At 33.8% G+C, this 22,972-nt stretch carries 19 protein-coding genes; 1 reads left to right on the top strand and 18 read right to left on the bottom strand.

Features of this window, described 5'->3' with window-relative positions:
* The 5 genes from ACIQ0M_RS04295 to ACIQ0M_RS04275 all read right to left on the bottom strand — a co-directional run bounded on the left by ACIQ0M_RS04295 (position 1) and on the right by ACIQ0M_RS04275 (position 5,195).
* A complete protein-coding gene (locus ACIQ0M_RS04295) occupies positions 1–756 on the bottom strand; it encodes a polysaccharide biosynthesis/export family protein (RefSeq protein ID WP_396150073.1) in 756 nt (251 codons plus the stop codon).
* 66 nt (positions 757–822) lie between these two features.
* Positions 823–2,790: a polysaccharide biosynthesis protein gene (locus ACIQ0M_RS04290; protein WP_396150071.1), complete on the bottom strand. Its 1,968-nt coding sequence runs from the start codon at positions 2,788–2,790 to the stop codon at positions 823–825.
* Between the two features lie 60 nt (positions 2,791–2,850).
* Entirely contained in the window at positions 2,851–3,990 is a 1,140-nt protein-coding gene (locus ACIQ0M_RS04285) for a DegT/DnrJ/EryC1/StrS family aminotransferase (RefSeq protein ID WP_396150069.1), read from the bottom strand.
* Positions 3,983–4,603, bottom strand: a complete 621-nt coding sequence (locus ACIQ0M_RS04280) for an acetyltransferase (protein WP_396150067.1) — start codon at positions 4,601–4,603, stop codon at positions 3,983–3,985. Before ACIQ0M_RS04280 ends, ACIQ0M_RS04285 begins: the two co-directional genes overlap by 8 nt.
* On the bottom strand, positions 4,593–5,195 hold the full coding sequence (locus ACIQ0M_RS04275) for a sugar transferase (RefSeq protein WP_396150133.1): 603 nt from the start codon (positions 5,193–5,195) through the stop codon (positions 4,593–4,595). The genes ACIQ0M_RS04280 and ACIQ0M_RS04275 overlap by 11 nt, the downstream gene beginning before the upstream one ends.
* A 356-nt stretch (positions 5,196–5,551) precedes the next feature.
* Between ACIQ0M_RS04275 and ACIQ0M_RS04270 the strand changes: the two genes are divergently transcribed.
* Positions 5,552–6,319, top strand: coding sequence for a hypothetical protein (locus ACIQ0M_RS04270; protein ID WP_396150066.1), 768 nt, complete (start codon positions 5,552–5,554; stop codon positions 6,317–6,319).
* 123 nt (positions 6,320–6,442) lie between these two features.
* Here the strand turns inward: ACIQ0M_RS04270 and ACIQ0M_RS04265 are convergent, their stop codons facing one another.
* The 13 genes from ACIQ0M_RS04265 to ACIQ0M_RS04205 form a co-directional block, all read right to left on the bottom strand.
* Positions 6,443–7,588: a glycosyltransferase family 4 protein gene (locus ACIQ0M_RS04265; protein ID WP_396150063.1), complete on the bottom strand. Its 1,146-nt coding sequence runs from the start codon at positions 7,586–7,588 to the stop codon at positions 6,443–6,445.
* On the bottom strand, positions 7,585–8,949 hold the full coding sequence (locus ACIQ0M_RS04260; RefSeq protein WP_396150061.1) for a phenylacetate--CoA ligase family protein: 1,365 nt from the start codon (positions 8,947–8,949) through the stop codon (positions 7,585–7,587). Before ACIQ0M_RS04260 ends, ACIQ0M_RS04265 begins: the two co-directional genes overlap by 4 nt.
* Positions 8,939–9,919 (bottom strand): glycosyltransferase family 2 protein, encoded by a 981-nt coding sequence (locus tag ACIQ0M_RS04255; protein ID WP_396150059.1) that lies wholly within the window; start codon positions 9,917–9,919, stop codon positions 8,939–8,941. The genes ACIQ0M_RS04260 and ACIQ0M_RS04255 overlap by 11 nt, the downstream gene beginning before the upstream one ends.
* Positions 9,920–10,001: 82 nt before the next feature.
* Positions 10,002–11,108, bottom strand: a complete 1,107-nt coding sequence (locus ACIQ0M_RS04250) for an EpsG family protein (RefSeq protein ID WP_396150057.1) — start codon at positions 11,106–11,108, stop codon at positions 10,002–10,004.
* Between the two features lie 8 nt (positions 11,109–11,116).
* Complete coding sequence (locus tag ACIQ0M_RS04245) at positions 11,117–12,238, bottom strand: glycosyltransferase family 4 protein (RefSeq protein ID WP_396150055.1); 1,122 nt, start codon at positions 12,236–12,238, stop codon at positions 11,117–11,119.
* Positions 12,239–12,270: 32 nt separating this feature from the next.
* Positions 12,271–12,990 carry a glycosyltransferase family 32 protein gene (locus tag ACIQ0M_RS04240; protein ID WP_396150053.1) on the bottom strand — a complete coding sequence of 240 codons (720 nt, stop codon included), beginning with the start codon at positions 12,988–12,990 and terminating at the stop codon, positions 12,271–12,273.
* Positions 12,987–14,108: a non-hydrolyzing UDP-N-acetylglucosamine 2-epimerase gene (gene wecB / locus ACIQ0M_RS04235; protein WP_396150051.1), complete on the bottom strand. Its 1,122-nt coding sequence runs from the start codon at positions 14,106–14,108 to the stop codon at positions 12,987–12,989. Before wecB ends, ACIQ0M_RS04240 begins: the two co-directional genes overlap by 4 nt.
* Before the next feature lie 139 nt (positions 14,109–14,247).
* Positions 14,248–15,798: a lipopolysaccharide biosynthesis protein gene (locus ACIQ0M_RS04230; RefSeq protein ID WP_396150049.1), complete on the bottom strand. Its 1,551-nt coding sequence runs from the start codon at positions 15,796–15,798 to the stop codon at positions 14,248–14,250.
* A 129-nt stretch (positions 15,799–15,927) separates the two neighbouring features.
* The gene (locus tag ACIQ0M_RS04225) at positions 15,928–18,393 is read right to left on the bottom strand and encodes a T9SS type A sorting domain-containing protein (RefSeq protein ID WP_396150047.1); all 2,466 of its coding nucleotides are present in this window, start codon (positions 18,391–18,393) and stop codon (positions 15,928–15,930) included.
* A 32-nt stretch (positions 18,394–18,425) separates the two neighbouring features.
* Positions 18,426–19,811 carry a T9SS type A sorting domain-containing protein gene (locus tag ACIQ0M_RS04220; protein WP_396150045.1) on the bottom strand — a complete coding sequence of 462 codons (1,386 nt, stop codon included), beginning with the start codon at positions 19,809–19,811 and terminating at the stop codon, positions 18,426–18,428.
* Positions 19,812–19,889: 78 nt separating this feature from the next.
* Positions 19,890–21,053 carry a glycoside hydrolase family 88 protein gene (locus ACIQ0M_RS04215; protein ID WP_396150043.1) on the bottom strand — a complete coding sequence of 388 codons (1,164 nt, stop codon included), beginning with the start codon at positions 21,051–21,053 and terminating at the stop codon, positions 19,890–19,892.
* A 27-nt stretch (positions 21,054–21,080) separates the two neighbouring features.
* Entirely contained in the window at positions 21,081–22,040 is a 960-nt protein-coding gene (locus tag ACIQ0M_RS04210; RefSeq protein ID WP_396150041.1) for a hypothetical protein, read from the bottom strand.
* The gene (locus ACIQ0M_RS04205) at positions 22,041–22,970 is read right to left on the bottom strand and encodes a hypothetical protein (RefSeq protein WP_396150039.1); all 930 of its coding nucleotides are present in this window, start codon (positions 22,968–22,970) and stop codon (positions 22,041–22,043) included.
* Between the last annotated feature and the right edge of the window lie 2 nt (positions 22,971–22,972).

Below are 22,972 nucleotides of genomic sequence, written 5' to 3'. Positions count from 1 at the left end.
TTATCGCGTGGCTAATACTGTTATTGTTATTAAAAAACTAATGACCGATATAGTCAATGGGAGATTAGCTCCTACAACAGAAGATTCTGGTTTAGTGAAGCGTGGTTCAACTATAATTAAATCGTTTTGCTTTAAATAATAAATGGGAGATTTCAACAACTCTGAATCGGTAAGATCTACACGATAATGGGATTTTATACCGGACTCTTCACGCACAACCAATACATTTTGTCTGTTTGCCACAGGGGTTAAATCCCCCGCTTGTGCCAATGCTTCCATGATAGTGATGCGGTCAGAGTTTAAAGTAAAATTACCGGGACTCTTCACTTCACCCATCACCGTTACTTTAAAATTGATTACACGAACCACTAAAATCGGATCCTTTAAATACTCATTTAATTTAATCTTTAAAAAATCGTGTAATTCAGTCTTTGTTAAACCCGCTGCCTTTATCTTGCCAAGTATAGGCAGACTTATTTCTCCTTGATTGTCAACCAAATAACTACTGAATTGCACCGCGTTACCTACGGCGGCTTGTCCAACTTCTCCTCGCAAGTTAAAAGGAGCCGCTGCTTCAATAGACTCCGAAGAAATATTAATATAAATTAAATCATCCAATTGAATTTTGGGCTCATACTTCACAACTTCAGTAGTTGAAGTTTGTTCAATCCCTTGTAGATAAATCATTTTCTTTTTAGACGCACAAGAGGTCATTAAAAGAACAACTCCAATAGAGAGTAAAAATTTTAATTTCATAAAATATATAAAAAAATCTCTGCAAAGATAGGTTTTAAATAGCCAAAAATCTAACGTTTCAAATAATTAACTGTCCAATTCTTGAAAAACAGAATTCATACTTTTAAACTCAGGTACAATTTTCTTCATTTTAGCTACAATTTTATCATTGGTCTTCAAATGAGATAAAATAAATAAGTCTTCAACCTCATCTGAAAGTAATTTATATTCTTTGCAGACTTCTTCTGCAATCATAATTTTTTCATGATGGGTTGGCAAATTCTTTGCTGAATTGTTCAAAAGCTCCTCATACAATTTTTCACCCGGTCGTAAGCCTACAATTTTAATCTTTATCTCTTTATCTGGAGTATAACCAGCCAATCGAATCATCTTTTTAGCCAAATCGATAATTTTAACGGGTTTACCCATATCAAAAATAAAGATTTCTCCACCATTACCCATTGCTCCTGCTTCTAAAACCAACTGACAAGCCTCAGGGATAGTCATAAAATAACGTATAATCTCAGGATGAGTTATCGTAATCGGTCCACCCTCCTGAATCTGTTTTGTAAACAATGGAACAACAGAACCATTTGAGCCCAAAACATTGCCAAAACGAGTCGTAATAAACTTGGTAGATTGAGACAATCTTTTTTCAATATTCTCAAAATGAAGTGATTGTACATACATTTCTGCTATACGTTTACTCGCACCCATCACACTCGATGGATTAACCGCTTTGTCAGTTGAAATCATTACAAAATGCTCAACACCAAATTTTTGCGATAAATCAGCCAAATTTTTGGTACCCATTACATTTGTAAAAATAGCTTGAGACGGATTCTCTTCCATCAAAGGAACATGCTTATATGCCGCTGCATGATAAACTACTTGCGGATGAAAATTTTTAAAAACTTTTTCCAAAGAAGAAAGGTTTCGAATATCGGTAATAACATTCCGAATAACCACATCCTTGTCTTTGCTCAAAATCTCTAAAGATAAACTGTGTAAAGGAGTCTCAGCCTGATCAAGTATGATGATCTTTTTCGGATTAAATTCTAAAACCTGCCGAACAATTTCGCTACCAATCGATCCGGCTGCTCCCGTTATCAATACCGTTTTTCCATGCAATTGGTTAGAAATGGATCTAGTATCCAAAACAATAGGTTTACGTTCCAATAAATCATGTATCTCAAAACTCTTAATGTTTTTAGATATTTCTTTCTGGTCGTCCCAATCGGTAACTAGGGGAATAGTGTAAACCTTTAGATTAAACTCCAAGCATTCATCAACAATGGTCGAACGCTCTTCTTTATTTAAACTTTTATCCGCAATAATCAGGGCTTCTGCTTTAACAAAACGCATCAAGACGGGGACTTTCCGATTTAAATTCAAAATAGGTAAATCCAAAATTCTTTTAGTCGTATTTTGATTGTTCTTATCGATGAAACCAATCAATTTAAAACGACCGGGCACTTCCGACTTCAACGCGTTGGCAACCGCTATGGCGTTGGCATCAGAACCATAAATAATTGCTCGAGTAAGATCTTTCTTTTCTTTACCGCTAAAGAATTTTTCAAACGACTGCTTTACAATAACCCGATAAAAAAATAAAAAAGAAAACGATAAAACGGCATTTATAAATATACCGGTAGTCAAGAACAACTTATCTTGATTTGATAAAATCAAAACAAAATTAATAAATACCATTAGCACCAAGGTGGCAGATTGAGCAAAGAAAAGTTTCAAAGCATCAATATACGATGAGTGACGAATTATCCCGGAATAGGTTTTAAATACCCAAAAGAAAAATACGTTGATGGAGATGTAACCTAAAACTGAAATGAATTTCTCCTCAGATTGGATATAATCTAACTTAACTCCCTTAAATAAAAAATAGGTTAAAACACTGGAAACTGCTATCGTGAAAGTATCCAATAACAAAACAATCCAACGCGGTAAATAACCCATGTTTTTAAAGGTAAAACGAAGGCTTAAACCCGAGGCAAATTGAGAAAACTCGTGAAGAAAATTCTTTTTTTCCGAATCGTTCAAAATTATTTTTTTTAATATGGATTAGTAAAGATATAAAAAAAATTAAATCTTAAAAAAATCTTAATGTACAAATTGTGCTAAAACATTAGAAATTCGGCTTCGGTCATCATCCGTTAAGTTAGACCCCGAAGGCAAACATAACCCATTGGCAAACAATTCCTCTGAAACGGTCCCACCATAATAGGGATACTTTTCAAAAATAGGTTGCAAATGCATCGGTTTCCACAACGGACGACTTTCAATATTTTCTGCTTCAAAAGCTAATCGTAAATCTTCTCTCGTTTTTCCGTTATTTTTTGTAGCATCAATAACAATAGCGGAAAGCCAATGATTGGAATAAAAATCAGAATGGGGTTCACTAAAAACACGAATGCCGGAAGCTCCTTCCAATTCATTCCTATAAAACGAATGCATTTCTCTTCTTAACAGAACATGATCGTCTAACACCTGCATTTGACCTCTACCAATTCCTGCACAAATATTACTCAATCGATAATTATAACCTATTTCAGAATGTTGATAATGTGGAGCATTGTCTCTGGCTTGGGTTGCAAGAAAAACGGCCTTCTCTTTTTGAGCTTTTGTACGGGCTACCAAAGCACCACCACCGGAAGTGGTAATAATTTTGTTACCATTGAAAGATAAAACACCCAAATCTCCAAAGGTGCCACATTTCTTTCCTTTAAAAGTGCTTCCTAAAGCTTCGGCACTATCCTCCAAAATCGGAATAGCATATCGCTGAGCAATCTCAAGAATTGCATCAACTTGAAATGGCATACCATACAAATGAACTGCAACAATGGCTTTCGGCTTTTTGCCTTTATGTATTCTGTCTTTAATAGCCTCTTCCAACGCATTCGGACAAATATTCCAAGTCTGTGGTTCACTGTCTACAAAAACAGGTGTTGCACCAAGATAAGCAATAGGATTAGCAGAGGCTGAAAAAGTCATACTTTGACAAATAACCTCATCGCCCGGCTCTACTCCAAGAAGAATGAGTCCCAAATGAAGAGCAGCCGTACCTGAACTTAAAGCTCCTACAAAAACATCCTCTTTCAAATATTGCTCTAAGTCCGTCTCAAAACCGGTGACATTAGGACCAAGTGGTGCAACCCAATTGGCTTCAAAAGCTTCATTAACAAATTGTTGCTCATTTCCTCCCATATGTGGAGAAGAAAGCCATATTTTTGATTTATTCATTTTTTGTGTTATATTTTATTATTTTTCCGGGATTCCCAACCACTACAGCATAATCAGGCACGTCTTTCAAAATAACTGCCCCTGCTCCTATTGTGGCCCATTTTCCAATTCGTACACCCTGAATCACACTCGCTCCAATACCAATATGAGCTCCTTCCATCACATGCACATTTCCGGCCAAGGAAACATTTGGAGAAAGATGGACAAAATCAGCTATGACACAGTCATGTTCCACTACAGCTCCTGTATTTATAATGCAATGCTTACCCACAACGGTGTCAGGGTTAATTATAACCCCGGCCATTACAACCGTTCCTTCTCTCACCTCAGAATGGGCGGATATGATAGCCGATTGATGAATTGCTTTTGCAAAAGTACAATTCATTTTTTCGGAAAGCATTTTTCTAACGGCATTATTTCCAATCGAAAAAATAACTTGCCGGTTATATTCAACATCCTTTACAGCTGGTTTAGCAATCGAATAATTCAATATTCGGTGTAAATTCGGATTATCATCCAAAATGCAATCAATTTCAACACCCATGGATTCAAGTATATCAATGATTACTTTTCCATGCCCACTGGCTCCATACAAAGTAACTTTATTGTCCATCAAAAGGCTCTATTGTGGCCGCGTCTGCGGCGTTAATACCCTCACTCTTTACTACTTTCAGTACCGTTTTAATCAATATTTTTATATCCAACCCAAACGAAACATGATCCACATACCAAACATCATATTCAAATTTCTTATCCCACGAAATGGCATTGCGTCCGTTCACTTGAGCCCAACCTGTTATACCGGGCTTCACTTCATGCCGGCGGTTTTGAAAATCATTATAAAGATGTAAATAATGGGTCAACAAAGGGCGTGGACCGATTAAACTCATATCGCCCTTCAATACATTAAGCAATTGCGGAAGTTCATCCAATGAAGTCTTGCGAACAAATCGACCTACGGTAGTCAACCGGTCAGCATCAGGCAATAAATTACCTTCGCCGTCTTTTCTGTCATTCATTGTCTTGAACTTTACAATCCGGAAGATCTTGCCGTTTTTACCCGGCCGTTGTTGAAAAAAGAAAGGCTTGCCTTGGTTTGCAATAAATAAACCAATCGTAATAATAATAAATAGTGGAAAGAGCAAAAGCAACCCAAAAAAAGCTGCAAGAAAATCGAAAACAGGTTTAAATATCGTTTGATACATAGCTGATACAAAAAAGTAACGTAAATCGTCCAAACTTCAAAGAAATTGAAAACAACTGAACAACATCCACATTGCATTCCATCGGCAAAACTACAACATTTTTTAGATTTCACCCCATAAAAATGAAAAACACAACGACCACCCCAAACCAATCCGTCTAATCCGCAAAATCCGTGGCTAAAATCAACCCATACTCTCAAAAGTTTACAACTTCACAACAAAACCCGCACTTCCCACAAAACCTCATACACTACAGACAACCTACAACCTACAACCTACAACAGATAACAGACAATCTCCCCCCCTTGCAAATCCAAAATCATTTTAAGATATTTGAAAATCTAAACCATAAAAGCGTGGCAATCGTTTCAGCACCCTACACCATCACAGGAACCATAGGAGACCTTACCTTCTATGTTGACCAAGACAAAGTAAACCGTGTAAAAACAAAAGGAAAACCGGGCATTACCAAAGAACAATTTAAATCCAACCCTATTTTCAACCCTATCAAAAAACACGGGAAAGAATTTGGCCAAGCCGCCAAAAAAAGTAGAATCTTTCGCTTTCTCGCCAATCGTTTCATGATGAGAGCAAAAGACGTAAGCACTGCCGGACGAGCAAACAAATTGCTCTTTGAAATTTTAGAAGAAGACCTCCTCAATGAAAGAGGAGAAAGAACCGTTGAAAATGGTTTAAACACCAAAGAAGGGGTCAGCCTATTAGTAGGTTTTGAAGGAAACAGAACCAAACCACTTGAAAAAACATTGAAGATAAACGGAAAATGGGATGCCAAATCAGAAACGTTTAACCTCTCAAGCCTTTCATTACTGGAAGATATTGAATGGCCCGAAACAGCCTCAAAAGTACATTTGGCAGTAGCGAAATCCAATTGGGATTACATAAACGATACCTTTGAAACCGCTTACAGCGAAGAAGTTGTTTTCGACAAAGAAGATAAAACAATTGACATTACACTGAAACCTGAGAAACTAAAAGGTAACCAATTAGTCCTTCTATTTGTTTTTATTGGCTTTTCAGAAAACTACAAAAAGAAAATCAGACCACTCAAACGAAGTTTCAATTCCGTCACCATCCAACAAATCCTAAAACACAACCCAAAATAAGCTGTATCCGCTTAATCTGCGAAATAGAGGTAAAAAAAATAACTCCAAAACAATTAGTGTAATTCGCAGAAAAAAACTCGCCACAATACTATTCAAATAATTTGCGAATTTGCGGTAAAAAAATCATCCCATCATCTGATACTCTTTCAAAAGTGCCTCCCAGACAACCCGTTGCTCATAACGCTCCTCAATCATCAAACGAGCCTTATTCGTTAACCGCTCCCGCAACGCCTCATCCGAAAGCATTAGCTCCATGGCCTCTAGAAGTGCCTGTTCCGACTTAACAGGAACAATAATTCCATTCTCACCCGGAACTATAATTTCATTACAACCATTGATGTCCGAAACAATAGAAGGCAATTCCATCGCACCCGCCTGCATCACCACATTCGGAAAACCCTCCCGATAACTCGGAAATACCAAACAATCGGAAATAGCCAAATAAGGCCGAACATCCGATTGATAACCCACCGAAAGGATACCTGAACAATGCGTAATCGCCTCCAAAGTAGAATGATCCAAGGGATCCAAATCACTCTCCAAAGGCCCAACCAATAGAAATTTTGCCTGCGGATAGGTAATACGTAATTTCGTAAAAGCACTTACCGCTTCGTTTATACCTTTGTCGGAAACCAAACGACCCACAAATACAAAAACAAAATCAGTGTCAAGCAGCTGCAAGGACTCGCGTAAAGCTACTTTCTGTGCAAAAGAAAAATGGGCTTTAGAAAAATAGGACGTATCAATACCGTTTGAACTACCATTTGCCAACACTTTTATCTTTTGAGGGCTCGTAAAGTGAAGATCCAAAATAATTTTTTTTAACCCTTCAGAATTAGGTAAAACAAGTGTGGCACATCGATAAGTCAATTTTTCAACGAAATCAAGTAATTTTCTCTTTTTACCAACAGCTTCTAACAGTGGTAATCCAGCTACGGTGTGCAACCGATGAGGAACACCTGCCAATTTAGCGGCTAACATCCCAACGATTCCGGCTTTAGGTGTGTGCGTATGAACAATGTGCGGTTTGGTTTTTAAGAAATAGAGCCATAATTTAAACATTGCCCAAACATCTTTGTGTGGTGTGATTTTTCGGGTCATCTCGATAGAATGTGTGGTTACACCTTCACGTTCTCCAATTTTTTCAAGGTATTCTTTTTCAGAAGAAATGGCTATAACCTCAAAATAATCCTTCATAAAACGCAACTGCCCCGGCAATAACTTATCGAGAGAGAGAGGAATGGTGGTGATGCGGATGAGTTTTTTCATATAAGATGTTTTACATTATTTTTAACCATCCTATATTTCCCGCTTTTTTCTGAGGGAATATCAGTAACATATTCAATATTGATTTTCATCTTACTACCTACCCTAGCCACCCAGTTTTTTAAGAAAATTTCTTCAATTTTAGTATTGAAAATTTCATCATCCTTTTGAACAAATATCTTTATTTCGTTTAAATTATTTTGTAGCACTTGAAACTTTATAATACCATAAGTATCCTTTAAAGTGTTAGAAATATTTCCAAGATTAATTTTTCCATTTTCAGGAGAATAAACATAGTCGTCAATCCTACCTAAAATCTCTTTAACCAAAGGATTTTTATTGTTACAACCACACTCTTTTCCTTCATCTTCCAAGATGATTGAATCTCCAATATCGTATCGAATTAATGGCGTACCCGATGTTGTAAAAGAAGTAACCACCAAGCGACCGGAATTTACAGGCAAATCATTTTCATCTAAAACCTCAAAAACACCACTCTGAAGTTCCAAATGCAGACTTCCTCTTTCGCATTCAAAGATAAATGGAGCTCCTTCGGAAGAAGCATATTGGTCATACATTTTGGTTTTAAAAAATCGACAAATATTCTCTCGCATTTCTTCTGAAATAGACTCTGCCGTTGGAAATACTGCTTTGATTGTATTCTCAGGAAAATCATAGTTGTTTTTTAATCCACATTTTGCTATTTCCAAAATGGTTGATGGAAAACCAACCAAATATTCAGGTTTAAAACTAATTAAATCTTCTACATAATATTTTAGATAGTTTTCTTTGACATGAAAAGTAGAGTAATATCGCACTTTATAAAACAAATCATACTTCCAAAATCGATTTTTACGTATATCTTTTTGTGTAATTAAATCTTTTCCTGAAAACCATGCCGTTTTTTTTCCGAGTTTGTAACCAAATCTAGATCTAAAATCATCTAGCATAGCAAATCGTTCTTGCATATTGTCTTTTGAAAAAAGTACCACTAAAGACTTTCCTGTAGTACCTCCTGTTTTAGATATAATTCCTTCATTTTTAGACAATGTATATACATTCTTTATCTCCTTTCTTAGATCTTCTTTACTTACAATTGGTAAACTTAAAATTTCATTTAAAGTAACTTTTGGGTATTTTGAATAGAAACTTGATTTAGCAATTGCACTTTCCAAAAAATCTCCAAACCTCTTTTTCTGAATTGTCTTTAATTCTTCCAAGCTCAAATTATGATTTTCTAAAAACTGTTTTCTGTAAGTTCTATATGTATAACCATACCTTTCTTTGTATGCCATATAATTAAATATAGAAATTAGAATTCCTTGAAAAAAATTAGGCAATATTTTATATAGTTTATCTTTCATTTTTAAAATAAATTAAAATATCAAACAGAAATTTAAAATTATAAACCAATTTTCTAAATACTTCTTTATTTTTTAATTTGATTTTCTTGTCAAGGTAATAAAGATTTTGACTTTTTAATTCACTTATTAAATTATTTATTTCCTCCCTGCTAAAGCCGTATTTATAGGCTTGAAAAACAATGTTCACATTGATTCTTGACATTCTATCATTAAAATAATCGACGTCTAGTTTGTTGCTACTTACAGTTGCACTGAATAATTTTACTGATGTGGCTACATGAAACAAATCATGAACTAATTTTTGCTTAACTGATTTATTTTTATTTCTAGTAATAGAACCTTCTGTTTGAACAAACTTTTCTAAACTAATATTTCCTGTACATAATACCTTCTTTGCATAGAAGAAAGCTCTTGTATTAAATTCAAAATCCTCTATGTACATTTTTTCTTTAAACCTTAGCTTATAAGAATTTAAAAAATCTCGGTTATAAATTTTGTTACAAACAGACGGAATATTTTTTTCAGTTAAATAATAATCAATTCCGGATTTAAAATCAGTTAGTTCAGATGGTTTAAACGAAGTTAGTAAGGAAAATGTTGGTGAAACATTATTGGCAGCTAATTCAATAACATCAAATAAAACTTGTCCATATTTAGTAGAAACTTGCATTAAACTGTCTTGTTCTAATAAATCGTCAGAATCCAAAAAAATTAAATAGTCATTACTTGCATTATCAATTCCCGAATTTCTTGCACCACCTAATCCTTTATTTTCTTGGCTTATTATTTTGACATTTGATCTACCTACACAGTAATTATGTGCTATCTCTTCAGAGTTATCTGACGAACCATCATTTATTAAAATTACTTCATATTTTTCAGATGGATAATCTTGAATAAATACAGACTCTAAACATCGCTCAATATACTGCGTAACATTATACATAGGTATGATTATAGAGAACGTCATAGTAGTAGTATTATAAATTAATTAAAAATAAAAAGTTAAGATAAGCAAACGTTTCTGCAATACGTTAGTATAAAAAATGTTATCATGCCAGCGGGTTTGAAATATAATCTAAGAAGTAAGTTAACATAAAATAAATAAGTATAATTTTTCCAATCAACTGATGCTGCTTTGCAAAATAATGGTTTTTGAGTAACGGATATAGGATTATAATTGCTAACATGAACCAAGATAAATAAGCAAATCGGTTGTTAAAATTGGCTCTGATAATTAAAATCCAAAACCCATTAACAATTAAATAAATGGCAAATAGTTGTTTATAGAATTTATCATCAAATTTTTTCTTCACAATAAAATACCATCCTGCAAAAACGCCCGATGCACTGTAAATTAAAAAATCCCATCGGAATCCGAGTTTTAAAATGGCTCCTTCACTCTTTTCATTAAACTCACCCAGATACACACTAACCCTCTGGTCTTCTTCACCAAAAAGAATTAAAAAAAAGTTTTCTAAAAAACTTCCCAAAGCCAAAGAAATAGGAATACAAAGCAACCAAAAATAAATATATTTTCTTGTATCTAAATAAAACAAAGAAATTATATATGCTATTGATGGAATAATCATCGATTTGTGAAAAGATAAAGCCAATAATATCAAGATGACAGTAAAAACTTTTTTATTGCTTGAAATACCTAATAAAAATAATGAAGTGGCTATTCCGTTTCTAATTCCATTTGTCCCATAAGCCCAAAATGAAAAAGATATAACCAGCATAAAAAAAGCATAAAACCAATATTCTTTAAATAATCTCTTGGAAACAATATACAAAGGAAATATATAAAGAAATGCACATACTAAAAAGAAAGTTGACAAACTCATCCAAACAGAGCATATTCTCATAAATTCATTAAACACATAATCTTTGATGATTTTGGGGTAAATTCCCAGTGAATAATCATTGAACGATTTAGCATAAACAACCATATCTCCAAATCGAAAATTCAACGGACGTAAACCCATGTAGAACAACACAAAGACAAAAATAAAAAACCCAAAAGTATTTTTTCTTTTCAAATTATCTGAATCGTATATTGGTGTTTGAAAAGAGGTGACATAAACAATAAAAACCACCAATAACAAAATGTTATAGTAAACAGCTACATAGCTTTGTATGGGTATTATTGAATCCAATAGATTATTTATTTAGGATTAGTTATAAATCGATTCCATGTTTCCATCACGATTTTAGGACTAAATCGTTTAACATTTTGGATAGCATTCTTGCTCAATTCATTTCTTCGCTTTTCGTCATTCATCAACGTCAATAATCCCTCTGCTAATTGGTTTACATCATCATTTTTTACAATAATGCTGTCGCTGTTATTTGTCAAAATGGCTCGAGCACCTGAAGGACATTCAAACGAAACAACAGGTAATCCGTTTTGTAATGCTTCTAACAAAACCATTGGAAAGGTTTCATATCTTGAACTCATTACATAAATTGAAGACGTTGCCATCAATTGATTTACTTGATTAGTAGCCGGTAATAAAAAGAAAGAATCGGATAAATTATTTGTAACAATTAAATCCTGTAATTGGTCCTTGTCTTCTCCATTTCCATACACTTCAATCCTCCATCCGCTTATTTTTTTACTGTCAATTTTCCACGCCTCTAGTAATAAATCAAATCCTTTTTGATACGTTAGCCTTCCTAAAGCTATTATTTTATTTTCCTTTTCAGCAACCAAAGGTTTGTCACTTTCATTGAAAAAATTGGGAATAATAATTCCGTTTTTTCTTTTAAAAAAGTCGTACTCTTCCTGATTGAGTAACACAACATAATTGTATTTATCTTCAATAAATTTAATACCTATTTTTTTAATTTTATAAAATAACTTTTTTAAAGCTGTCTTTTTCTGATAGCTCAAAAATGTACCGTAATAAGAGGTATGATACTCAAAAAAAGAAATACTTTTTTTTGTAATAAACGGCGTAATATACCTCGCTAAACCTAATGAAACAACAAAAACTGCCGTTGGGTTTTCAATCTCAATTATCTTTTTTAGTTTTTTATAATGATTAAAAAATTTAGAACGGTTTTCATGTGTAAAATAACTTATACTTTCATTATAGTCTATGCCTAAATCAATTAGTTTAACTTTAGAATTTAATGGAAAAAAGGGTAGTTTATTTTTTTGAGCAGTTGTAATAACCACGACATCATAATTATAATCTTCAACCCAATGATTCAATTTTTGGATTAAAATTTTTTCGGCACCTCCGTGTAAATAAATTTGATCGGTTATATATACTAACTTCATTCAATTATTTTTTTCAGTAATAAAACTATTGGTTATCTAAACAAATCAATTATTTTTTGCATTCTTTCCGCACCCACAATCGACATCATTTTCATTTTGGCAATATTTCGCCATCGTTTATGCGGAGCAATCCATGATTTAGCAAAATGATGAATGCACGCAGAATTTTCAGTTAACTCGATACGACCCGTTTTATAACTCTTAGGACAAAAATAATCATTCGGATAAAAAGCAACATAATCCATTATTTCCTGAAACTTGTTGTTCATCACAAATCCCTTTTGAAGCATTAAATCTGTAATGATTGAGGTATTAGAAGTCATTTCAAATTCTCCGTTATCTTTTACAAAAGGTTTATTGTGATAATACGCTAACATCTCGGTTGTCCAAACAGCTTCCTTTTCACTTGCCATAATACCAGTGGGTACAAAATCGTCATTTTCAAATCCGGAAAAAGCAGCGTGATGTAAAAAAGCATCCAATGGCTTTAATACTTCCACATCCGTGTCCATATAAATACCTCCGTGATATTTTAACGCGTGTAATCTACAAACATCTGATACAAAAGCAAATTTTCTGTTTTCCAATGCTTGCTTGGCAAAAATGTACTCATCTAAATTAAAATTCGATTCATTCCATTCGATGATTTCATATTCCGGTAAGTATTTCTTCCAAGAAGCAATACATTTTACAGCTAATTCCGGTAAAGGATTTCCGCCAAACCAACAATAGTGAATAATTTTGGGTATCATAATCTTTCCTTTAAAAAATTAGAGATTCGTTCATTGGCTAATCCGTCGCCATAAGGATTATGAGCTTTTGCCATGGCTTGATAGTGTGCTTCATTTTCCAATAAATCCAAGGCAGTGGTGGTAATCGTTTCAAAATCGGTACCCACTAATTTCACTGTTTTGGCTGCAACGGCTTCAGGACGCTCGGTGGTGTTGCGTAAAACCAAAACCGGTTTGCCTAACGAAGGAGCTTCTTCCTGCACACCGCCCGAATCAGAAATGATAAGATACGCATTTTTCATAGCCCACACAAATGAAGGATAATCAAGTGGTTCAACCAAATGAATATTTTTATAATTGGATAATATTCTATTAACAGGTTCCTGAACATTTGGATTCAAATGAACCGGAAACAAAATTTCCACTTCATCATGTTGGGCAATGCGAGCCAAGGCTTTGCAAATCGATTCAAAACCATCTCCAAAATTTTCACGACGGTGTGCAGTAACTAAAATTACTTTCTTTGAAAAATCAAGATTTGCCTTTAATTCGTCAATTTTGGGATTGACAAAATTAGTGTCTAATTTTTTTACAGTCCAAAAAAGAGAATCGATAACGGTGTTTCCGGTAATTAAGATGGTATGGTCTGCTACTTTTTCAGCCAATAAATTTTCTTTTGATAACTCGGTAGGTGCAAAATGATAATCGGCAATTTTACCGGTAATCTGACGGTTTATTTCTTCTGGAAAGGGTGAAAACTTATCAAAGGTGCGTAATCCCGCTTCCACGTGAGCTACTTTTATACCCCGATGAAAAGCCGCCCATGCCGTAATACTGGACGTAGTGGTATCACCATGAACCAAAACAATATCGGGAGCATAGTCTACCAAAACTTGATCGATGGCGATAAAAATTCGGCTACTTAATTCGTTAAGCGACTGATTGGGCTTCATGATATTCAAATCATAGTCCGGCGTAATTTCAAAAAATTGAAGCACCTGATCGAGCATTTCTCTATGTTGTGCGGTAACACACACTTTTACATCAAAGGCTGGCTCTTGTTTTAGTTCATGTACTAAGGAGCACATTTTTATAGCTTCGGGGCGTGTACCAAAACAAAGTAGTATCTTTTTTTTCATTTTGTGCTTTTAATCAGGTGCAAATTTAAACTTATATCAGGACAGTTTAAACTTTTTTTAACAATTAATGTTTTTTTTACATTCATTTTTGCTCAGAATGCAATCAACTGACTATCAAATAATCGATTTGTAATGAAAATTATTTTTTGAATTTTTCTTTCGCATTTTGAAGAATTCCTTGTGCAACATACACCAAATACTTCATCTCAGCGGTGTTTTTATAAATCAAGTAAATCACCAGATTCGTAATAACCAAACACAGGAATAGTTTAAAAAGAAGCCCACCTAACCCTTCAAAAGCAATCCAATGTGAAATACCAAACAGCATTCCTAGAATAAACAACAGAACTACTAAATATTTGAAGTATTTTATAAAATAGTCTTTGGCATTGAGCTTCAACGCTAGGGTAAACACGATATAGGGATCATACCACGAATTGGTCACGGCACGGGCAATGGCCATCGATAATAATATCCCGAATAGCCCAAAATAACTACCTAGCAAAAAAGACAACGCTACGTTAATGATGGCCGTGCCAATAACCAACCAACGACCGTATTTAAATAATCCGAAAGTACCTTTGAAAGTCCATACAGCATTTTGCATCCCAACCATGTAAAAATTTAGGGCTAAAATTAAAACTACATCAAAAGACAAAGTAAATGAATGACCAATCCAAACGGTAATAAAATCATTCACTAACACAATGAAACAAATGGAAGCAAGTCCATAAACCCAAAAATTAGCAAAATTCACAATATTGAAAATTTCTCTTTTTTTCTCTAAAGGTTCTTTCACATTCACATTGGCAATACTTCCCGTTAAACTGGCAAATACCTGCATAATTAAACCGGAAGCTAAACCGATTAATAAAGTATAATTGGATAACAAACCCACCGATTTTAGACCGGAAAAATAGTTTAGCACAATGTTGCTGGTATTGTTCACTAAGAGTCCGCCTATTTTAACCAACGCAGTGGATTTTAGATTGGACCAAATTTGATCTTTCACTTCTTTTTCAACTTCCGAATTTTTATACTGGCTTAAAAAAGGATAATGCTTTTTAACCAATTGCGACAGATATAAATTACCCCCTAATTGACATACCAACTGAATGGAAAGGTAGAGTAGAAAGTTTTGAAACAAAACCAACGAAAGAATCTGTAAACTGTTTTGGATGATAAAAACAACAATGTTTCGTTTGGAAATCACATAACCCTTTTGGTCGGCCTGAAACAAACTGATTTTATAGTAAAAAAAATAGGAAGCTACCGTATTAAACAAAAACAACAGGTAAATGACGTGTAAATCGCTGGCTAATTGTGGTGGTGGATTATCTACAATTTGGGTAAGAAAAGGTAAAACACATAGGCCCAAAAAAGCTACTATACCGGCAATAACTAAATAAACTTTTTTAAAGAATCGAACTAAGGCTGCTATTTTTTCCTCGCTTTTTTCTGCCAGGGGTTTGTAGAGAGCATACAGAATGGCACTTGAAATCCCCAATTCTGCTAACGACAACATGGTTAAAATACTGGTAAACAATCCATTTACACCTAAATACTCAATTGCAAGGTACTGTATGAAAATGGTTCGACTAACAAAGCCCAATATCATCTGAGTTACTTGCGTAAGTAAACCAAAAGAGATGTTTTTTACGGAATTACTTATTCGGGAATTGTTGTTCATTTATTATGTTCAATTTACATTATAGTAAACTATATCAATTTTAATTAGGCTGCAAATATATGCTATTGGTTTTATACATAAAAAAAGGATACTATTACAGTATCCTTTTTTAATCTAAAAAAAACAAAATTATTTTTTTATCACTTTTAGAGATTCTCTCATTCTACCTTGTGTAACAATAACATTGTAGATTCCGGCTGGATATGAACTTCCAAATTTAAATTTATTTAGTTCATTAAAATTAATTTCTTTGTAATCAATATTTCTGCCAAACATATCATACACACTTACTAATATGGTTTCTTCTGAATCAGTTTTTAGTTCAATTGTGAAATCTTCAGCATATGGGTTTGGAATGCTTTTTACTTTAATTTCAAAATTTGTTTCACTTTGACGAAATTCAATTGTGGCAGGAGTGGTAATTTCACATTCAGGACCATACGGGCCAAATTCTCCATTTATACCATAACATACATCTATCAAATAAGTAGTATTTGCTTGTATACCAACGAAACTTGATGACCTTAATTGACATCTTGAAAAACCATGTGGGTTCTCATAATCATCTAGAAATGTTCCATCAAGATTACGTAACCTAAATTTGTAACGATTATTATGACCTGCTGGAATAGATAAATTAGTTACCTTAATCGCTTGTATAATATCGTCCGAATCTCCAATTTGTATGTTACAGAATTGTCCTTGAACTTGAGTAGTCGGGTAAGGAGGAGTTTTTACAACACAGCTAATCCAATAAGGTTGCCAAACACCATTTACTCTTGCAGCGACTCTAATCGTGTATTCAGTATCAAATGTTGTGAAACCTATAAAACTTGAATTCAATAAGCTTAATGTTCTACCTACAGTTTCGAATACCATTGGACTAACACCTTCTTTAGTAATTTCCCATCTATATCTATTAGCCCCAGCTACTATATCAGCATATATACTGTTAGTAATATTTTGAAGTGTACTTCCACATTGAGAATCTACCACTTTTGTTAATAATGATTTAAAAACAATTCTAAACCGAGTTGCATCTGTGGCAAAATTTATTGTGACTTGATGAGGTAATGGATAAATAGTACCATTATCCCAAATAAAATAAGGTTGAGTATCAAACATTCCATCTTGCTCTGCAGTAAAAGTAAAATCTGTTATTTGATTATTTGTATTTTCTCTTAAATATAATTGAAATTGATCATTAATATTAAAATTTGCTACATTTCTCCCTTGAATGATAAGTTGTTCAGTTGAAGAGGGAGCCAACGAAAGAACTTCAAATGCAGGATTTGTATTAGAATTACGTTGAGCATCAAACAATCTATCATTTGATCCATTTGTCGGACATTCTGATGTAGTCGTTGTACATCCAGCATAACCAATTAAGGTTTGTCTGAACGGAGCATTGGGATTTGTTCCATCTCCCTCAACTAAATTAATCCATATTCTGTGTCTTTCAGGAGCTGACAAGATTGTATTTTGATTTTCAGCACTTCTAAATTGTTGTTCGCTACCCCCATCATCAGAAGTTCTCATGTCCTCAGTAAAGGTTATGTTTCCGTTGTTTAGTCCTCTGATAAAAAAAGCAGTACCCATTCGGATTTTACCATTGGGAATAGCATAAATATTCTGATTTAAATTAGATGGATTAGCATCTAATGTAATATTTCTTCCTGCTGAAACTCCCCCTAACAAATTATAAGTTGAATAATCATTTGCTGTAAAATTAAATGTCTGAGTTCCAGGTACTCCAGTGGAAGCTTCCGTATTTCTTGTCCATAACAAGATTGGCCCTCCTATTACATTTGCATTGGCTGTATCCATTAAAAAAGCATCGGCATCTAAAAAATCATCATAAGGGTTTCCTATTAAATTGGGTGCATTTCCTATAATTGGAGTTTGAATAGTTCCAGAGTTAGCTATACCGGTAAAGGTTTGATTATATTGACCAGCAGGTAAAGGAGGAAAGAGAACCTCAATTGGATTTCCAAAAACACCATTTCCAACAACTGTTTCTACATAACCTCTTCCTGGAACCATAATATGGCTTGGTGGAATGAACTGCCACGAAGAAGTAGAAGAATTATATTGATGTTGATTGTAAGCTGAAGACGGATGAGTAGAACCTATATCTTGACCCGAAACTGGCGATGATATAAACATACTTGCATATTGTTTTACATGAAAAGTAGTTCTTGTAATATTTTCCCCACCCAAAATTGAATTATTATCTTGAACACCATTTTCTTTATAATAAAATGATCCGCCATCTTCTAATGTGATTTTTTGCTTTATATCTTCATCAAGTAAATTGTTTACTTTCACTAAAGCTCCATTTTTAATAATTATTGAAAACCCATTATCAATAATCAATTCTTTTGCTTCTAAATAATTTGTGATAATTAAATCCGCTTTAATAATGGCGGTTTTTTCCTTATTTGGAAATCCTTTACTCCACGTACCGTTCCAAACTGTAGTTCTAGATTCTTGTTGTTCCATACCTGGAGGTGCGGGAACCAATTCCTGTGAATTAATGGTGTTGATACTGAAGAGCATAACACAAATTGAAATCAAAATGCTACTTTTTTTCATAAATTAAGAATTAAGGTTACTAAAAATAATTATTACCGCTTCACAAACTTTACTTGCTCAACACCGTCACCATGATCAACACGTAAAAAGTAAACCCCATTAGCCAAATGACTGACCGGAATGGAAATTTCATTTTGAGTAAATTGATTTTCGAGTACTAACTGTCCTAAACTGTTGTAAATAAATAGTTTGTTTACTTCTGTGGTGGTATTTTGTAATGAAATCGTGAGTTGATCTACAACAGGATTCGGATAAATAAGTAGGTCACTTTTACTATCCTCTTTTATCGATAAAAGGCACGGCTCCCCATAGGGTGTAGGAGAAGTTATATAAACTGTTTGATAGGTGTCATAGTCAATAGTAGTCCCCCAATTATAGAGTTGTCCATCACTGTTATAAGCATAGAATAATCCTCTCATTCCAATGTCAACCCAGTTAGTTTGACTACCCAATTGCTGAGGAGTGAATTGACTTCCACTTAAACCTAAACCCAAAAGCCCTGAAAAATTTTGTCCCCAAAGCCAAACTGTTCCATCCAATTTTAAACCAATAATATCCCTTTCAGTAGATCTAACTTTTATCCAATCGGAATCTGTCCCTACTTGAACAGGGCCGTGTTCATAATCATTTGTATCCGGAAAACCATTTCCATAAAACCCTGTATATAAAGAATTGGGATTTGGGCCCCAAGTCCATAAGGTACCATTACTTTTTATAGCAAAATAGGGTCCGTTTTCAGCAAAAACATCTATCCAATCAGTATCTGTGCCTACTTGTTGAGGCAGTGCTCCATTCGAATTAATAGCAAAAGAATACCAAGCAGCCCTTCCCCATGCCCATAATGTTCCATCGGTTTTAATGGCTAAACTAGCACTACTGGAACAAAATATTTTTGACCAATTACTATCAACACCTACCTGCGTTGGAACAAGAATATGTCCGGCGGTACTGTTTAAACCCAATTGATGAACATCGTTTCTTCCCCATGCCCAGAGTGTTCCATCAGCTTTGATTCCTAAAGAATGAGCTTGATACCCAGCCACTTCTATCCAATGTTCGGTACTTACTAATATTGGTGATGTGTAAAAGTTTTGAGAGCCAATTGTTCCATTACCTATCTGACCATTTGTACCAAAACCCCAAGCCCACAATTCACCATTCGTTTTAATAAACAACTGGTGACCGATTGCACTGTATTTTTGTGACCAATCGGAATCAGTCCCAATTTGATTAAAAGGCATAAAAACTAAAGGGCTACCTACTGGAAAACCAAAACCGGTATAAAATCCTGCGTATCCCCAATACCACAAAGTGCCATCCGGTAAAACGGTATAACCGGGGTAGCGTAAAGAACCAAAACATTGAGCCTGGCTAAAGCTGTAAACAAATAAAAAAAGGTAAAGTAATTTTCTTTTCATGTGGCAGAAATTAATTTCTGCACTAAGTTAAGAAAAATTTTGTCAGAAAAAAAAGATTAAAGTTAAAAAAACGTCATACTATGGTAAAGTTGAAACACTCCGCAAAGCAAACCCTTGAGTAAACGGTAAAATGTCAAATTCTTGCGAATGTATCCCAATCGCTTTCGTATCACCTTGCGAAAAATCGATAGCACCGTCTCGGCGGGTGACTTTCATAAGGTATTGAAGGGCTTTATCAGTGGCTTGTATACATTCGTTTTCTATAGAAGTGATAGAAGAAGCATTCGTTAAAAACCAACTCAATGTAGCAGTTGTTGAAGAATCTGAATTGGAATTATCTTGCATAATTAACCATCCCCAAGAACCATTCTCTCGCTGAAAACGCAACGCCATACGGGCAAATTGTTCCACCCATTGGGTCATTTCTTTCTTTCTGGGGTGTTCATTGTCTAACGCTCGCCATGCATCAATCAAACCAATGGCATACCAACCCAATCCTCTTCCCCATCCAAACAAACCTACTGGTAGTTTAGTTTGCGTAGCATACGTATGACACGGTATAAATTGATTAGGATACATTCCGTAAGCATTAAATTCTTCCAATTGAGCAATAGCTAACTCAACTGCTTCTGGCACCTGAAACTTTTGCCCGTATTCAATTAAAAAAGGACAAATAAACCCAATCGTATCCACATAACGGAATTTTTGAGTATGTCTTTTGTAAGTGACTGAGGAATGATTACCTTTCAATTCTTTAATCAAATTCCACAAACTGTCATATGCCGGTTTTAGTTTTTCATGATTTAACCAAGGAGTTTGAATAAAAGCATAGCCTAAAATTACGCCATCACTTTCAGTAATGGGATTTACCCAGTTACCATCAGATTTAATTTTTCGTTTTATATAGTTTTCAATCTGTATCTTGGTATTTTCTTTTTTAGTTTGCGAAAATTCTGCGGTAAGCCCCAAAACCAATGCCGCTTCTTGCCAATGCTGAATAGAATCCCGTTTGTAGTTCCCACGTAAGATATCAATGATAATCAATCGATTGTTATCAGTCAATTTGATAGTTGGTGTGTTTTTTAACCATTGCAGTGATTTTTGAGTAACTACTGATTGCCATTGCCTTTTATCAGTAACCCGACCAATTTTGATACGACTCTGCCATGTATTGAATTGTGGAATCCAATCGATAAGCAATACTAAAACAACAAGAGCAATAAGGAGGAGAATGATAATCATAGCTTTCTTTTTTGGTTTGATAATCTACTACTCAGAAACAATTTTCTCTGGTTGACTTTCAGATAGTATTTTTTCTTTTATTTCAAATTCAGAAGTAACTTTTTGCTGTACTAATTGATTAAAGAAGATGGAAAATTTTCTCGCACCTTTGTAATTCAAATGATCAAAATCGCCAAACTCTTGATTGGATAACGGAAAATCAATACAATCCAAATATGGTATCGTGCTAAAATGCTTTTTCCGAATAGAATCAAATGCTTTTTTATCATACGTTTCTCTTAAAACAGTATGCACAGGCGTTCGGTAGAATATCAATTGAATATTTTGATCTTTACACCATTGCACAATTTTTTTTAAATAGGTAAGATTAATTTCAGAAATACCATTCCCTCTTTCTTTCACTATAGTTTGAATATAATTCACTCGAATCAACGAATCTGTTTTTTCACGCTCCAAATAAAGGTAGTCACCCCAATAGGTCTCCGGTCTAATTTTACCTTTGTACTTAACCAAATCGACCATGTTATTTTTCAAAAGTAATTGTTCCGATTGCAGAACTGCTTTTGGATTTGCTTTCCAAAGTATTTTTTTTTCTTCAAAATCCATAGCAAAGAAATAGGCAGGATACTTATCGTTTATAAACACGGCATCAAACGTCCATTCATCCATTTTTTTCTCCAATTGATTGTTAGAAAACGACAAATAAACCGTTTTTAAATTTGGATTTACTTCAATCAGTTTTTTGAGTTTGGTAAAAGTGTAAAAATAGGCTTCTCCTCCTTGACTTAAGTTCTTGGTATTAGCGATTAAACTGTCGTTTAAACCACACTCCGGTTGCGAATGCCCTAATACTATGTTTTCAATAGAAGCATCAAGTCTATACCGTTCCGGATTTTTCTTTTGCTGAACAATAAAAGCACGAATTACTACTATAACTAAAAGTAGAAGAACAATGAAAGCTGTACATTTTAGTAAAAAAATTTTCATTTAATTAGAATTAATAGCTTCGTTTAACAACAAGGTATATTTTTTTGCTCCGGTTGCATTTAGATGATCATCATTACTAAAATCTTTTAGAATAAAAAGTGACGAATCTTCAAGATCCAAATACTTTATCTTTGAATAAGTTACCAAACTGTCAATGTATTTTTTTCGATAACTATCTTTTAAAACTGATTTATGATTACGATAGGTTTCATACAAAGGAGTGGAAACAATATAGACAGACAAACCTTTTTTAATTGAATAGTTAATCATAGCATCAAGTCTTTTTTTATTTTTAATTCTTGATTGTTCTGAATCCTCTTGATGTCTATTTTTTAATCTTTCACTTGCTGTTTTAAAAATATGAACAGAATCATAATTTAATGGTAAAAAATCATTTGTGTAATTTTCTTCAACAAAACCAAATTTATTAATCTTTTGCTTTTTAGTAGCACCTTTTAAGCTATTCATTAAATTCAGGTTAAAAAAATCAGTATTTGACGAATACAAGGATACCCTATTCAAAGGTTTTATGGGATAAATTTCTACTTGATGATATATATAATACCAAGGTAGTCGAAAATAAGTTTTATCATTTTCTATATCCAACCGATGATAATCCAGTTCTATTATAATGTTTTTTAAATTTTTCATTTTGTCCACATAATGAAATAAAAGGGCTGAATCTAATTGAATATCCTGAGATCCAAATGACAAGTTTGATGTTAAGTTGTCAAAATATTTTGGATTTATACCATTTTGACTATGAGAAGTTACTAAAACTAGCGTCTCAATTTTGTCTATATTTTGTTGTTGAAAATCAGCTTTAATTTTAAAAGCGTTTTCTACATTTCTAAAATAAATTTCCAACCCAACTGCAAGAACTACAATGGGTATAAAAAATATAATAAGTTTTAATGAGAATACTTTCATTT

It is taken from the genome of Flavobacterium sp., from assembly GCF_044339515.1.
In the GTDB taxonomy this organism is placed as follows: domain Bacteria; phylum Bacteroidota; class Bacteroidia; order Flavobacteriales; family Flavobacteriaceae; genus Flavobacterium.
This window is presented reverse-complemented; position numbering and strand designations above follow the sequence as displayed.

What these genes read in the sequence shown, in the direction of transcription:
- ACIQ0M_RS04255 (WP_396150059.1), bottom strand. Translation starts at nt 9,919, where the DNA reads ATGACGTTCTCTATAATCATACCTATGTATAATGTTACGCAGTATATT.
- ACIQ0M_RS04295 (WP_396150073.1), bottom strand. Translation starts at nt 756, where the DNA reads ATGAAATTAAAATTTTTACTCTCTATTGGAGTTGTTCTTTTAATGACC.
- ACIQ0M_RS04285 (WP_396150069.1), bottom strand. Translation starts at nt 3,990, where the DNA reads ATGAATAAATCAAAAATATGGCTTTCTTCTCCACATATGGGAGGAAAT.
- ACIQ0M_RS04265 (WP_396150063.1), bottom strand. Translation starts at nt 7,588, where the DNA reads ATGAAAAAACTCATCCGCATCACCACCATTCCTCTCTCTCTCGATAAG.
- ACIQ0M_RS04220 (WP_396150045.1), bottom strand. Translation starts at nt 19,811, where the DNA reads ATGAAAAGAAAATTACTTTACCTTTTTTTATTTGTTTACAGCTTTAGC.
- ACIQ0M_RS04215 (WP_396150043.1), bottom strand. Translation starts at nt 21,053, where the DNA reads ATGATTATCATTCTCCTCCTTATTGCTCTTGTTGTTTTAGTATTGCTT.
- ACIQ0M_RS04225 (WP_396150047.1), bottom strand. Translation starts at nt 18,393, where the DNA reads ATGAAAAAAAGTAGCATTTTGATTTCAATTTGTGTTATGCTCTTCAGT.
- ACIQ0M_RS04240 (WP_396150053.1), bottom strand. Translation starts at nt 12,990, where the DNA reads ATGATACCCAAAATTATTCACTATTGTTGGTTTGGCGGAAATCCTTTA.
- ACIQ0M_RS04275 (WP_396150133.1), bottom strand. Translation starts at nt 5,195, where the DNA reads ATGTATCAAACGATATTTAAACCTGTTTTCGATTTTCTTGCAGCTTTT.
- ACIQ0M_RS04280 (WP_396150067.1), bottom strand. Translation starts at nt 4,603, where the DNA reads ATGGACAATAAAGTTACTTTGTATGGAGCCAGTGGGCATGGAAAAGTA.
- wecB (WP_396150051.1), bottom strand. Translation starts at nt 14,108, where the DNA reads ATGAAAAAAAAGATACTACTTTGTTTTGGTACACGCCCCGAAGCTATA.
- ACIQ0M_RS04210 (WP_396150041.1), bottom strand. Translation starts at nt 22,040, where the DNA reads ATGAAAATTTTTTTACTAAAATGTACAGCTTTCATTGTTCTTCTACTT.
- ACIQ0M_RS04230 (WP_396150049.1), bottom strand. Translation starts at nt 15,798, where the DNA reads ATGAACAACAATTCCCGAATAAGTAATTCCGTAAAAAACATCTCTTTT.
- ACIQ0M_RS04205 (WP_396150039.1), bottom strand. Translation starts at nt 22,970, where the DNA reads ATGAAAGTATTCTCATTAAAACTTATTATATTTTTTATACCCATTGTA.
- ACIQ0M_RS04245 (WP_396150055.1), bottom strand. Translation starts at nt 12,238, where the DNA reads ATGAAGTTAGTATATATAACCGATCAAATTTATTTACACGGAGGTGCC.
- ACIQ0M_RS04260 (WP_396150061.1), bottom strand. Translation starts at nt 8,949, where the DNA reads ATGAAAGATAAACTATATAAAATATTGCCTAATTTTTTTCAAGGAATT.